This is a genomic window from Siminovitchia fortis, assembly GCF_007681465.1.
Lineage (GTDB): Bacteria > Bacillota > Bacilli > Bacillales > Bacillaceae_C > Siminovitchia > Siminovitchia fortis.
In genome coordinates, this window is record NZ_VEKZ01000006.1 from 79,136 (window position 1) to 92,381 (window position 13,246).

Annotated in this window: 9 protein-coding genes and 2 other annotated features; of the genes, 5 read left to right on the forward strand and 4 right to left on the reverse strand. The window is 47.2% G+C overall.

Going from position 1 to position 13,246, the window contains the following annotated elements; genetic code table 11:
• Window positions 1–732: 732 nt before the first annotated feature.
• Entirely contained in the window at window positions 733–2,598 is a 1,866-nt protein-coding gene (locus FS666_RS03740; RefSeq protein WP_144460658.1) for an alkaline phosphatase family protein, read from the reverse strand.
• 162 nt (window positions 2,599–2,760) lie between these two features.
• Here FS666_RS03740 and FS666_RS03745 point away from each other — a divergent pair, with 162 nt between their 5' ends.
• Window positions 2,761–3,600 (forward strand): SAM hydrolase/SAM-dependent halogenase family protein, encoded by an 840-nt coding sequence (locus FS666_RS03745; protein ID WP_120074013.1) that lies wholly within the window; start codon window positions 2,761–2,763, stop codon window positions 3,598–3,600.
• 141 nt (window positions 3,601–3,741) lie between these two features.
• Here FS666_RS03745 and FS666_RS03750 read toward each other — a convergent pair whose 3' ends face one another.
• The gene (locus FS666_RS03750; RefSeq protein ID WP_120074011.1) at window positions 3,742–5,736 is read right to left on the reverse strand and encodes a penicillin-binding transpeptidase domain-containing protein; all 1,995 of its coding nucleotides are present in this window, start codon (window positions 5,734–5,736) and stop codon (window positions 3,742–3,744) included.
• Window positions 5,737–5,836: 100 nt separating this feature from the next.
• Between FS666_RS03750 and FS666_RS03755 the strand changes: the two genes are divergently transcribed.
• The 4 genes from FS666_RS03755 (at window position 5,837) to trpE (ending at window position 11,084) form a co-directional block, all read left to right on the forward strand.
• Window positions 5,837–6,766, forward strand: a complete 930-nt coding sequence (locus FS666_RS03755) for a manganese-dependent inorganic pyrophosphatase (protein WP_120074008.1) — start codon at window positions 5,837–5,839, stop codon at window positions 6,764–6,766.
• Between the two features lie 360 nt (window positions 6,767–7,126).
• A complete protein-coding gene (gene pheA / locus FS666_RS03760) occupies window positions 7,127–7,948 on the forward strand; it encodes a prephenate dehydratase (RefSeq protein WP_144460659.1) in 822 nt (273 codons plus the stop codon).
• 62 nt (window positions 7,949–8,010) lie between these two features.
• Complete coding sequence (locus FS666_RS03765) at window positions 8,011–8,733, forward strand: DsbA family oxidoreductase (RefSeq protein WP_144460660.1); 723 nt, start codon at window positions 8,011–8,013, stop codon at window positions 8,731–8,733.
• Window positions 8,734–8,797: 64 nt separating this feature from the next.
• Window positions 8,798–9,040 (forward strand) — a binding site (T-box leader).
• 250 nt (window positions 9,041–9,290) lie between these two features.
• Window positions 9,291–9,546: a binding site (T-box leader), on the forward strand.
• A gap of 140 nt (window positions 9,547–9,686) precedes the next feature.
• Window positions 9,687–11,084 carry an anthranilate synthase component I gene (gene trpE / locus FS666_RS03770; protein ID WP_144460661.1) on the forward strand — a complete coding sequence of 466 codons (1,398 nt, stop codon included), beginning with the start codon at window positions 9,687–9,689 and terminating at the stop codon, window positions 11,082–11,084.
• Window positions 11,085–11,295: 211 nt separating this feature from the next.
• Here trpE and FS666_RS03775 read toward each other — a convergent pair whose 3' ends face one another.
• Both FS666_RS03775 and FS666_RS03780 read right to left on the reverse strand, forming a co-directional pair.
• Window positions 11,296–11,751: a helix-turn-helix domain-containing protein gene (locus tag FS666_RS03775; RefSeq protein WP_120073999.1), complete on the reverse strand. Its 456-nt coding sequence runs from the start codon at window positions 11,749–11,751 to the stop codon at window positions 11,296–11,298.
• A 410-nt stretch (window positions 11,752–12,161) separates the two neighbouring features.
• A complete protein-coding gene (locus tag FS666_RS03780) occupies window positions 12,162–13,193 on the reverse strand; it encodes a YeiH family protein (RefSeq protein WP_186309054.1) in 1,032 nt (343 codons plus the stop codon).
• Window positions 13,194–13,246 lie beyond the last annotated feature (53 nt).

The window sequence follows — 13,246 nt, forward strand, 5'->3', positions numbered from 1 at the left end:
GTTAACGCTGAAAAAGCGCCTGCGCGGTCACTGGAGGTCCGGTCCAATGCCCATTAACGCTGAAAAAGCGCCTGCGCGGTCACTGGAGGTCCTCCCCAACGCCCGTTATCGCTGAAAAGCGCCTGCGCGATCAATGGCGTGCCGATCCGATTAAATGATTATGTAATAAATTTCAAGTTCATTTTATACGCCTTTTTAAGCCACCCTTCGCATTTGCTGTCACAAGAATAATCGAACATATTTCGGTCATGATAATACCGGCTGCTGTTTGATTTCCAGCAGAAACCTGAAGCGATATCGGAGGGAATAGCATGGTGAAAGACTCAGAAGCACACAGAGAACCGAGAAACGGGAATGGCAAGCGGCCGGATGAGCAAAAACAAAAGAAAGGCAAATCCACCGCTCGCAATACGAGAAATTAAAAGTGCTGCCTCAACAGGGTTCATTCAAAGCCCAAAATGAGCAGGAGAAAAAAGCCCTCTAAGCATCATGTTTAAAGGGCATTTTTGCCTGTTTAAGAAAGTTTAAAATTTTGCCAAGTTTTCTATATGAAATAATGATGTTATATGTCCAGCTTCAGGCGCCATCGGCGCAAGGATTAAGCCAATCGCTGCTGAAGGCAAACTACGCCTTCTTCAGCGCTCGTCTTATGCTTGTCGCCGATAAACGGGCGCTTACGCTTTTCTTAAGTATGGCATTGCCCCGTAAAATTAAAGTAAACCGAGCTACATTTTATCCATCTTCCGACACGCTCAATTCCCGAATCGCCTTCCCTTCCACAAAATCCGGCTGCCTGACGCCGATTAGTTCGTACAGAGTTGGAGCGATATCCAGTGTGGAAACGGGAGTTTCGATTGTACCCGCAGAAATTCCATCACCCGCTGCAATGAAAATCGGAAACAATTCCGGTCTTGATGGGTCACCGCCATGGTTTCCAAGTTCATTAGGCAGCATGACCTCATTTCCGTCGTCCTGAGCCATATAATAGCCCTTTTTTGCCACTAAAATGACGTCCCCTGCGTTTTCATGATTGACTGCAGCTGTCCGGCCGCGCAAAAGCACGTCCTGATACGGTCTGATTTTTTCTTCACTCGCCAGGCGGACGGCCTTCTTCACAGAGCTGGCTGCGCCTGTAATATTTCCTTTCTCTTGAACAATCTTGTCCCACCATCCGGCAAACCCATAAAATACATAATCCTGAAGAGGGAAATGCTTTTTTTCAACTTCCGCCTTTTTAAAAACTTCAACAACTTTCCGCCGCACCGCTTCATATTCATCTTTTCCGACGATCCCGCCTTTTTCGCGGCCGCGCAAGTTGATATATACATGCGCAATGGAGCCGCTCGATACGGCAAAAGCCTTCGATTTCGCAACGTCCACTTTCCCGTCCTTGTCCTGCACGAGGAGTCCTGACTTCTTCAGCTCCTCATTGGGCGACAGCTTCGAATGGACCGGCTCCATGCCGTGGTCGGAAACGAGGAAAAGGCGGTCCTTTGCATCCAGCTTAGGAAGAATCTGCCCAAGCATGTCATCGGCCAAACGGTATGACCAGCGGATATAACCCATATACTGCCTGGACCGTTTCTCCGAAAAACCCGGCTGGCGCGGATCTGCAAGCAAATATTTGTGCGATTCATGGTCGACTTGCGGATAGTAAAAAAATAGTAAATCCGGGCTGTATTTCTCTTTAATATACAGCGATACATCTGTCGTCCATTGTGCGAACCGCTCGCAGATTTCTTCATATTCTTTACGTGTAATCCATTTTTTCTCAAGTGCAATATCATCGTCCTGCACGGGAAAAAGTCCGAACTTATCGTTGATTTCTTTTTTAAAGCCCGGGGGGCCGGCAATCTCGGCAGACGTTACGGCAGTCCGGTACAACTTTGCATCGGACAAATCCGGTTTGGAAGATTTCAGCTTAAAAGAAAATCCGGCCAAATCCCCGCTTTCTGTATAAAAAGAAAGAGAGCCCCATTCATTCAAGGCAACCTTCTCCGCATTCTTCATGTCCGGATCAAATGAAACATAAAAAGTGTCGGAATCGGCTGCCTGAATATAAGCTTTGTAATTTTTATTTAGCGCAAACTCCGCTTTTTTCTCCTTAAAATGAATCGGAACAAGGTCGCTTTCCGCCCATGTTTTTCCATAATAGATGGCGTAATCCGCCTGGTTCCCGAACTTGGGATTCGAGCCGGGAAACAGGATGGCGGCAGTCGTCTTTCCGTCTTTTCGTGCTTTCGACCAGATCGGCTCCGCATCAAGCGGAGAAAAAAATGCGTTGTCCCTGTCCGATAACTTTTGGCCCGGCTTGTGGATCTCATTGCTCACCATTCCTGTTTTGGAAGGGGATGCCCCTGTTGCAATCGCGGCATGGGAAGCTGAGGTCAGGGAGGGATAAACCGTTTCTATTTTTTCAGCGTACATTCCTTTTTCAGCTACTTTTTTAAAGTGGGGCATCGATCCATTTTTCATAAAATCCCCCAAAAAATCATGCCGCATCCCGTCAAAAGAAATGACCACCTGAGTTTCGGCTGATGCCATTGAAGGAAAAATCAGCACACAAAAAATAAATATAAAAGCCGTTCTTATTTTCATGGCAAGTCACCTGTCTCTTAGCTGCTTTTACAATGTTAATTCCCGTTAAATTCAAGGGAAAACTAACAGAGAACTTTGACAAAGGCCTTTGTGTGTATTATGATAGCGTATTATTCGTATCAATTTTTTTCTGAAAAATTAATATAAGAGAGGAAGAAGACGGTGGGCAACCCTTTAATACTTCAATCGGATTTTGGCTTGGGTGACGGGGCGGTCAGCGCCATGTACGGAGTGGCGAATTGCGTGGACCAGAATCTGAGAATCTATAATTTGACACATGAAATCCCCCCGTTTGATATATGGGAAGGCTCTTACCGGCTGCTGCAGACAATTGCCTACTGGCCGGAGAATTCGGTCTTTGTCTCGGTCGTCGATCCGGGAGTGGGCACCGACCGCCGCAGCGTTGTCGCCCGGACCGCGTCCAACCATTTCATCGTCACCCCGGATAACGGGACGCTCACGCATGTACATAAAGAAATCGGGATCACCGGGATGAGGCTGATCGACGAAACCGTCAACCGCCTGCCGAATTCAGGCGCTTCCCATACATTCCATGGCAGGGATATTTATGCCTATACAGGCGCGCGGCTCGCTGCCGGAGTCATCAGCTTTGAACAGGTGGGGCCACAGATCGATCTTGAAAAACTCGTCATGCTTCCTTCCATGGATGCCTACATGGCGGACGGGGTGCTGCATGGAATCATCGATGTTCTCGATGTCCGTTATGGAAATGTATGGACAAATATCAGCCGCTCTCTGTTGGTCGACCTGCAAGTCCAGTACGGAGATTTAGTAAAAGTTACGATCGAACACGAATCCGCTATTGTATTTGAGCGGGAAATGATCTACGGGAGATCCTTCGCTGCCACCGAAAAAGGGGAATCGTTGATATACATCAACTCGCTTGACAACATCGCAGTTGCCATCAACCAGCAATCCTTTGCGCAAAAATACAAAATCGGAACCGGCGTCGACTGGAAAGTCTTTATCAAAAAATCATAAACGGGGCCTGTCCCCCAGCGCGTTAACGCATTAACACAGTGGGGGACAGTCCCCCGTCACGGTAACGCTTTAAAGCAGTGGGGGACAGTCCCCAAAGAAAGGCAGTCCGCCAGGACTGCCTTTTGCATTTGCACCGCACCACTATTTTTCTAGAACCTTTTTCACCCGATCCACCGCAGGCGCTGATCCGCCGCGGTCCAGAACGTCTTCAACCATCATGGCCACGAGCATGTCGGGTTTTTCTGTATCATAAGCGACGAAAAATCCGTTTTCTTTTCCTTTTTCGCCCTGCTTGGCCTTTATCTCGGCGGTACCGGTTTTCCCGGCAATCCGTTTGCCTTCAATCCGGGCGCCCCGCGCCGTTCCTTTCGGATCCTCGACGACCTTCAGCAAAGCGTTCTGGATGTCAGCAGCCGTTTTTTCGCTCATGACGCCTTTTTTCCAGACAGCGCCATCCGCCTCACCCTTTACCAAAACCGGCTGGATCATATTTCCTTTATTGATGATCGGCGTATACGCCGTCGCCAAATGGACGATGTTCATTTCGATCTGCCCCTGCCCGTAGGCCGAGTCAGCCAGCGCAATATCCGAATCGATGTCACCAATTTTTGATTGTTCCAGCGGGTAGGCATAATCCGGGATGTCCTCTTCGAATCCGAATTTCTTCAATCCTGCTGCGAACTGATCCTTCCCAAGGTCCAGCGCAGTCCTTGCAAAGAAAATATTATCCGACAGCACCAGCGCTTTTTCCAGGTCAACCGGCCCGTTCGTATCGCTGACCCTTGTTACGGAATATCCGCCCCAAGACGAATCTTTTTGCCAAGACAAACCTTTGATGTCATATGTCTTGTTCCAATCCACCGCACCTGCTTCCAGTGCAATCGCCGTCGTGATCGGCTTCATCACGGAACCCGGCGCATAGCCATTTTTGAATCTTGTCACAAGCGGCTTCTTCTTGTCTTTATCGAGTTTTTCCCAATCCTTCGCTGTCGCGCCCAATGACAGGACGTTCGGGTCAAAGCTTGGGCTGCTCACTAACGCGAGTGTTTCGCCGCTCACCGGATTTAGCGCTGCAGCTGTGCCCGCTTCGCCTTTTAATTCTTTAAAAATTTTATTCTGAACGGCTGCGTCAATTGTCAGTTGGACGTCTTCCCCGTCTTTGACTTCTTTTTCCGCCAACACTTCTTCCGTGCCATCTTCCTTATTGATGACGATTTTGGCGCCGTTTTCGCCTTTCAATTTCTTTTCAAAAACCTGCTCCAATCCTCTTTTGCCAATCACATCCGAGCTTTGGTAGCCGCCGCCCGCTTTTTCCAGCTCTTCGGCTGTAATCGGACCTACATATCCGATCAAATGGGCTGCCGCTTCACCGAGCGGGTACACTCTTGCTTCGACCGTGCGGTTGTTGACAGAAGGGATGGCCGTCGCTTTTTCCAATACATCATTGGCATCGCCGGGGATTTTTTTGAGCGGTACAAAATGTTCCGGCTGAACCCAAGAGGCGGACAGTGCTTTTTTGATCTGATCCTCACTCAATCCAAGGAGATCAGAAACCTTTTTAATAATTTTCTCCTCATCATCGCCCATCTCCCCGGGAATAATGCCGATTTCGGTCACTTTTCCAGTCACAGCAAGTCCTGCCCCATTTTTATCGACGATATCGCCGCGTTTGGCAGGAGTAGTCGGGAGGCTGATTTTGTCGCCTTCTTCCAGCTGAGGAAAAATAAACGTCGTATCCCAATTCACAAACCAGTTTTTAGCGTCGTCCCGCTCTTCTTTTTTTAATACAGCGGTATGGTCAAACGCGATTTCGCCCGCAAGGCTGTCCATTTTTACGTGAAATGGAAATTCGACCATGCCATCTTTCTCTTCCACTTCTTCCGGAGCTTTGAAATCAACTTTTAAGTTCTCAATCTCCAAATCGCCATAAATCTTTTCATATCTATCGGTAAATTCTCCCTTTGAAATTTTTTCCTGCGCCTCTTCAGAAAGATAATCGTACATCTTTTCAAAGTTTTGGTCGTTCCATTCCTTTACATAGGCAGTGAAACGGTCTTCTGGCTTCGGCTCCTTGTTGCAGCCGGCGACCGACAAAGCCATGAGCAGCAAAAGCAACATTCCGATCCATTTTTTCATATGTATATCCCCCTCCTCACCTTGTCATTTTAACACTAAGAACCTTCAATATGTTAAAATAGTTATCATAAAAAATTACCAGAAAACAAGGAGTAGAGGCATGGAAAAAATTCTCATTTTCGGTCATAAAAATCCTGATACAGATTCCATTTGTTCAGCGCTCGTCTATGCTGATTTAAAAACCAAATTGGGTGAAAATGTGGAAGCGGTCCGTCTTGGTGGGATCAACGGCGAGACGGAATACGCTCTCAGCCATTTTAACGTGGAAGCGCCGCGCGAAGTAAGCACGGTATCCAATGAAGTGGATAAAGTCATCCTGGTCGACCACAATGAACGCCAGCAGAGTGCGGATGATATTGAGAAAGTCCAAATTATGGAAGTCATCGACCATCACCGCATCGCCAATTTCGAAACAAGCGACCCGCTTTACTTCCGCGCGGAGCCGGTCGGATGCACGGCAACCATTTTGAAAAAAATGTACGAGGAAAATGGCGTGGAAATCGAAAAAGACATCGCGGGGCTTGCGTTGTCCGCAATCATTTCCGACTCGCTTCTTTTCAAATCTCCGACATGCACGGAGCGTGACGTTCAGGCTGCCCGCGAGCTTGCTGAAATTGCAGGTGTGGATCCGGAGGAATATGGAATGAACATGCTGAAAGCAGGAGCGGATGTCAGCGATAAAACTGCGGAAGAGCTGCTGTCCCTGGACGCGAAGCCATTCCAAATGGGGCAGGCCAAAGTGGAAATCGCGCAGGTGAACGCGATCGGCGTCGAAGATATCCTTGCACGCAAAGCTGAAATCGAAGAAGCGTTGGAGCGTGCGGTCGAAGAACGCGGCTTGGACCTGTTCCTGTTCGTCGTCACGGATATTCTGACAAACGACTCAACAGCGATCGCTCACGGAAAAGCGGCCAAAAGCGTCGAGCAGGCATTCAACGTAACATTGGATCAAAACCAATGCGTACTGAAAGGTGTCGTCTCCCGCAAAAAACAGATCGTCCCAAGCTTAACAGAAGCGCTAAGCAAATAAGGGGGAAGCGGAAAGTTCCGGCTGCAAGCCGGAACTTCTTTCGGATAAGGGGATTATTTTGAAGTTGCGGGCATTTAGCGGAAACCAGGCACGAGCAATAATCGATTCGTGCAATTATAGGGTAAGTTCGTGCAATAATGCCTAGATCGTGCAATCATAGGGTAAGTTCATGCAATTCACGGGGGATTGTGCGATTATGATAAACTTGTGCAATCAAATAATATTTTTGCAATTTCAAATCGTACTTGTCCAAAAAGATGAATTCATACAATTTGCCCCCCGACCATCCGGTTACGTAAGACAAGGGAACTGTTCGGAAGTTCCTTCCATTCCATTTTTCAATTAAAGGAGCATATAATTTTGAAAGTTGCGTATTTAGGCCCGAAGGGGACTTTTTCAGAAGAAGCCGCATTGCGCTTTTTCCCGCCGAACGGAACGGAACTTGTGATGTACGACGGGATTGTCGATGTGCTTGAAGCGGTGGCAGAGCGTGAAGTGAATAAAGGGATTGTGCCGATTGAAAATGCGATTGAGGGCACGATCACGATGACAACGGACGGATTGATCAATTATGATGTGTGGATCGAAGGGGAGGCAATTTTGCCGATCGCCCTTCATTTGCTGACGGTGGAGGGCGCGGATGTCGACGATATCCGCGAAATCTGGTCAATCGGCCCGGCCCTTGCCCAATGCAGGGATTTTACAAGGAAGCTACAGGCGAAGACGAAGCATTTCAGCAGCACGGCCAATGCGGCGGAATCGCTCGTAAAAGCCAATCATAAAAACGCCGGTGCCATTGCTTCAGAGCTGGCGGCAAAAACATTTGGACTTGAAATGGCGAAAAGAAACATCCAGGATTTCGAAGGCAATTCGACCAGATTCCTCATCGTGACAAATGAAAAGCCAGAGATTCCAGAAGCGTCCAAATCGATGCTTCTCATCACGCCAGGCGAGGACAGGCCCGGATTGCTCGCAATTATTTTGAACGTCTTTTCATCGCTGGATATCAACCTGTCATGGATTGAATCACGTCCGACAAAGAAGAAGCTTGGAACATACCGCTTTTTCATCGAAGCGCAAATGGGCGTGCAGGAAGTCAATATGCAGAAAGCCATCACTATTTTGCGGACATACGGCCACGATGTGCGCGTGTTGGGAAGCTTTGACACGAAAAAGTTGTAGGTGAAAGCTATTTGATATACCCTTTTTATAAGACGGAAAATTGATAAAAAGAGGGTGCCGACATGAAAATTGAAGTTTGGTCAGATTATGCCTGTCCGTTTTGTTATATTGGAAAACGCCGGTTGGAGAAGGCACTGGAAACATTTGATCATCGCGATCAGGTAGATGTTCAGTTTAAGAGTTTTGAACTTGAGCCGGAGGCTCCGCGTGTCAGCGATGAAAGCATGTATGAAAAACTGGCTGGAAAGTATGGCATAAGTGTGGATGAAGCCAAAAGAATGAACGAAGGCATTCGCCGGCAGGCTGCGGAAGAAGGTTTGACATTCAACTTTGATACGATGATTCCGACCAATACATTCGATGCCCACCGTCTGGCTCACTTTGCCGAATCCAAAAATAAAGAAAAAGAAGTTCACGAAAAGCTGTTACACGCTTATTTTACGGAATCCAAACATTTAGGTGACCATGAAGTCCTCGCCGACATTGCTGCAGAAGCTGGAATTGACCGGGATGAAACACTGGCCTTTTTGGCCGATGAAACAGCCCTTGTGGATGAAGTACGAAACGACGAACAGGCCTCCCAGCTGATAGGCGTGCGCGGCGTGCCGTTTTTTCTGATTAATCGAAAATATGGCATTTCCGGTGCCCAGCCGATCGACACCTTTCTGGCCGCACTTGAAAAGGTATGGCAGGAGGAGTCATCTGAGCCCATATTGCAAAACCTTGGCAGCGGTGATGCCGGCGCTTGCGTGGACGGAAGCTGCGATCTTCCGGATGAAAAATAAAAAACATATTGACATTAGAGACGAATTTTTATATCATCAAATACAATCAAAATGAACTTTCGCAAATTCAGCGTTGACGAAGAAGAGTACCCTTGCGTGAAGCGAAAAGAGAGCTGGTGGTTGGTGCAAACCAGTGTGGAGCGCCGGGGGAATGGGCTTCCGAGCTTTCAAACCGAACCTGATATCAGTTGTAGGCTTTGACGGACATCCCGCCGTTATACGGGAACGCGCATGGAAGTTTCGTGCGTTTTGAGAGAGCTTTTTTATAAAGCTAAAAAAGGTGGCAACGCGGTCCCTCGTCCTTTCGGATGAGGGGCCTCTTTGTTTTTTAGGAAATTATAATATGCTCAGGTTGTTAGTAACTTATTTGTCACTTAGTGCTACGTCCGGCTCCAGCGCCTACCGACTAGCAGACTTCACGCTTCTTCCTACGATAAGTCAACATCGCTCCGCTCCGCTGCGCGTGTTTCCTTTATCTCGTCAGAAGCGCTCCAGTCTGTACGTCTATAAACAGGCGCTTGCGCTTTTGTTCTTTTTACCGTAAAAAAATGAATACAGCAATCGTGTTGAGCAAGAGGAGTATGTCCGAAAATTTTCGCATGCAGAGAGCCGGGGTTGGTGGGATCCGGTGGCAAAAGTCGGACAGAATGGGCTTGCGAGCTGTTTCCTGAACCCGCAGTAGGGAAACACGGAGTTCCACCGTTATATGGATAGGGCATCGGAAAAGTGTAGGCAAATTTCCCGTGTCTGAATAAGATGGAGAGAATTCATTCTCCAATACGAGGTGGCACCGCGGTTATGATCGCCCTCGAGCAAGCAGACTTTGCTTGTTCGGGGGCTTTTTTTTGGGTGACAGTCCCCCAATGTGGTAACGCGTTAAAGTGATGGGGGACAGTCCCTCAATACGGTAATGTATTAAAGTACCTATAACAAAATAGAAAGGAAAATGAACAATGGCCACAACTGTAAAAAATATAAACGTGAAAATGACAAAATTGAATGCAGACGTGTTAACGCCGATCACAGTTTTTTTGCGGCTTGAAGGTGTTAAAAAGTTTTTGCTCGAAAGCTCGCTGAAACATAATGAGCAGGGGCGCTATTCCTTCATCGGCGTGAATCCTATCAAGGAAATTACGGCAGAAGGTGAGGTTGCGAAGGTTATTTCTGCAGAAGGAAAGGTGCTTCTGGAAGAGGCGGGGCTGCCGCTCAATACGTTGCAGAACGTCTTGCCGAAAGTCGAAGCGAATCTTCCATTTCCTTTTTATGGAGGAGCTGTAGGGTATGTCGGATATGATGCTATCAGACAATATGCAGACATTGGCGCGGCCCTGGAAGATGAAATCGGGATGCCGGACATCCATTTCTTGGTCTACGAAGACGTGATTGTTTTCGACCACCTGGCACAGTCCATCTACATCCTTGCCATTGATCTGGAAGGAAAGCGTTCGGAAGAACAGCTCGCATCACGTGTCGCAGAAATCGAGAGCCAAATTTTTCAAGGAAAAGTGGATGAAACCTTGGCGGCATGCGAAATTGAATTCCAGCCGCAGCTTGAAAAAGAAGTATTCATGGCACGGATTAAAAAAGCGAAGGATTATGTCGTGTCAGGCGAAGTGGAGCAGGTCGTCCTGTCGCAGCGGATGAGCGGAAAAGTGAAGGCAGACCCGTTTCATTTTTATCGGGTGCTCAGAAACTCCAACCCATCGCCCTATATGTTCTTCGTCGATTTCGGCGATTACGTGGTGCTAGGCGCTTCGCCGGAAAGCTTCATCAAATCAAAAGGACAGCAGATGAGCACCAACCCCATTGCGGGAACACGGCGGAGAGGGCGGACGGAAGAAGAAGATAAAGCGCTTGCTGTCGAGCTTTTATCTGATGAAAAAGAACTGTCCGAACACCGGATGCTAATCGATTTAAGCCGTGAGGATATGGGGAAAATCTGCGATCCTGAAACAATCCGGGTCGTCAAGGAAATGAAAATCGAATACTATCGCCATGTCATGCACATCGTCTCCGAATTGGAAGGAAGCTTAGGTGAAGGAAAAACCGGGATCGACGCATTGATCGCATGTTTGCCGGCCGGAACCGTATCCGGTTCTCCAAAGGTGCGCGCCATGCAAATCATCAATGAACTGGAAGACGTGAAAAGGGGGGTCTACTCCGGAGCGCTCGGATACGTCAACGCCAACGGGGACGTCGACTTCGCACTCGCCATCCGCTCGCTGGTCATTAAAGACGGGCGTGCCTATTTGCAGGCCGGCGCGGGAATCGTCCATGATTCAAAAGTCGAACTGGAATATAAAGAAACGATCAACAAGGCGAATGGGCTGCTGAAGGCGAGGAGGATGTAAGGAATAAAGAGCAGCCGGGAGCTGCTCCTGTCCTTTGGGACCACTATGTTGCTTTAAAATAAGATTGAACAAAAACATTCTGGAAAGCCACATTTTAAAGCAAATAATAAGAATCCATTTTGAAAAAAAGATTGATCAAAATGGATTCTACAGTTTTAAAAACAGATGGAAATTTTTATTAAAATGTTTGATCGTTCTAAGGCCTTGACTATTAATCGATATACTTATTTTTTAATTGATCCGAACCAATTCCACCAACTATCATTAAAATTAATGGTAAAAAATTAGTTGTGACTTTTGGTAAACCCTCTGAAATTATAATATTTGTACCAATAAAATAATTTAAGCCAGCGATAATTAATTTGGCCACTATTAAAAACACACCTAATAAAAAAATACTGTCAAAAAATACTTTCCATTTTGGATACGCCAATTGCTTACTATCCTGAATTACCTTTTCTTTCAATTCTTTGTCACTCCTCAACAATTCATCTATCGTGATACCGAATAAATCACTTAAATTAATGATCACTTCGATACTGGGATAGTTCTTGCCTGTTTCCCATTTTGAAACTGACTGACGACTAACATGAATTTTTTCAGCGAGGTCGGTTTGTGACCACCCTCTTTTTTCTCGTTCCTTTTTTAATCGGTCATTAAAAAGCATGTTATTCATCGCCCTCCCTTACTTTCCATTATTGTTGGAGTGAATAGCCAAAGTAAAGATAGTTCTAGGCGCACAAAGGCGCAACCTACCGTTGTCACTTAAAAAACCACCATAATCTATCGTTTTTTATGCATTCCTTCTTCCAAGTCAGCCACTCACATTTTTTCTTCATCATCTGCTATTTTGTTCTTAACATCGTATATCCGTTTTTTCCTGACGGCACCCCAAAAGGTTCAGCCTCCGGTGAACCCTCCTTATGAACAAATACTCTTCAATTTCTGGAAACTTTCGGCTATTCAAAAATACCTTCAATTTTCTCAATATAGTCCCGGTTCCCACTTCTAACGGTATGGCTGAAGGAAATACTGCAATAAAAAAGAGGAAGGCTTCGGCCTCGCCGAACCCCCACCTTACACCATCACAAACGCCAACACCGACAATACAATTGATGCAACGGTCATCGCAATCAATGGCTTCAACGCTTTCTTCCGTACATCCCCCAAGCTGACATTCAATCCGAGTCCCACCATCGCAGCGGTCAACAGCCATGTTGTCGCACTTCCGATAAACTCCATGACGCCATCAGGAACTACCACAACAGACCCAATCACATACGTTCCGATCAGGCTCATCGCAATGAATCCAAGCAGAAACATCGGAAAACCGACTTTCGCGCCGTCGGCTGCATCGGCTCCGGATTTCCGCCTCATCCAGTACATCAAAACGAAGCAGAGGGGCACCAATAAGAAGACGCGTCCCAACTTGGCCAGCAATGCGATTCCAAGCGCCTCCTGTCCGCCGGGCGCTCCGGCCAGGACGACATGCGCAATTTCATGGAGACTCATCCCTGTCCATGCGCCGTATTCCGCCGGCGTTAATGGTAAAATTGGCCGCAGAATCGTGTATACAATCCCAAAAATCGTTCCCATCAATGCGATGATTCCGACACTTATCGCCGTATCATCGTCTTCCGCCTTGATGATGGGCGCCACCGCGGCGATGGCGGCCGCTCCGCACACGCCGGTTCCAACGCCGAGCAGCATTGAAATTGTTGGATTTGCCTTCAATTTTTTCGCCAGCCACACTGTCAATAAAATCGCCACGATAATGATTCCGATGTCACGGACAAGCAGACCGAGCCCGTCTTCCAACACCGTGTGGATATTCAATTTCAATCCATATAATACAATCGCTGCACGAAGCAATATTTTTGAGGAAAAATCGATTCCTGTCTTTAAGGCTTTCGGATATCCGAACAGCTGCCTGTAAGCGACCGCGATAATAATGGCTGAAGCCATCTGGCCAACCAGGCTGAAACCCGGGACCTTCGCCAACAAATAGCCAAGAAAGGCAATAAAAAAAGTAAACGCGATTCCGCCGATCCACAATCCTGTTGAATTTTTCTTAGGTGAAGGAGCCGTCTTTTTCTCAGCCGAGCCCATGCTTTCATCCCTTTTTTCATTTTCTTTTAATATGCCCACATGACTCACCCTTC

Excerpts from the sequence above, each read along its gene's own strand:
- FS666_RS03765 (WP_144460660.1), top strand. The coding sequence starts at position 8,011 with ATGAAAATTGAAGTTTGGTCAGATTATGCCTGTCCGTTTTGTTATATT.
- FS666_RS03775 (WP_120073999.1), bottom strand. The coding sequence starts at position 11,751 with ATGCTTTTTAATGACCGATTAAAAAAGGAACGAGAAAAAAGAGGGTGG.
- FS666_RS03740 (WP_144460658.1), bottom strand. The coding sequence starts at position 2,598 with ATGAAAATAAGAACGGCTTTTATATTTATTTTTTGTGTGCTGATTTTT.
- FS666_RS03780 (WP_186309054.1), bottom strand. The coding sequence starts at position 13,193 with ATGGGCTCGGCTGAGAAAAAGACGGCTCCTTCACCTAAGAAAAATTCA.
- FS666_RS03755 (WP_120074008.1), top strand. The coding sequence starts at position 5,837 with ATGGAAAAAATTCTCATTTTCGGTCATAAAAATCCTGATACAGATTCC.
- FS666_RS03750 (WP_120074011.1), bottom strand. The coding sequence starts at position 5,736 with ATGAAAAAATGGATCGGAATGTTGCTTTTGCTGCTCATGGCTTTGTCG.
- trpE (WP_144460661.1), top strand. The coding sequence starts at position 9,687 with ATGGCCACAACTGTAAAAAATATAAACGTGAAAATGACAAAATTGAAT.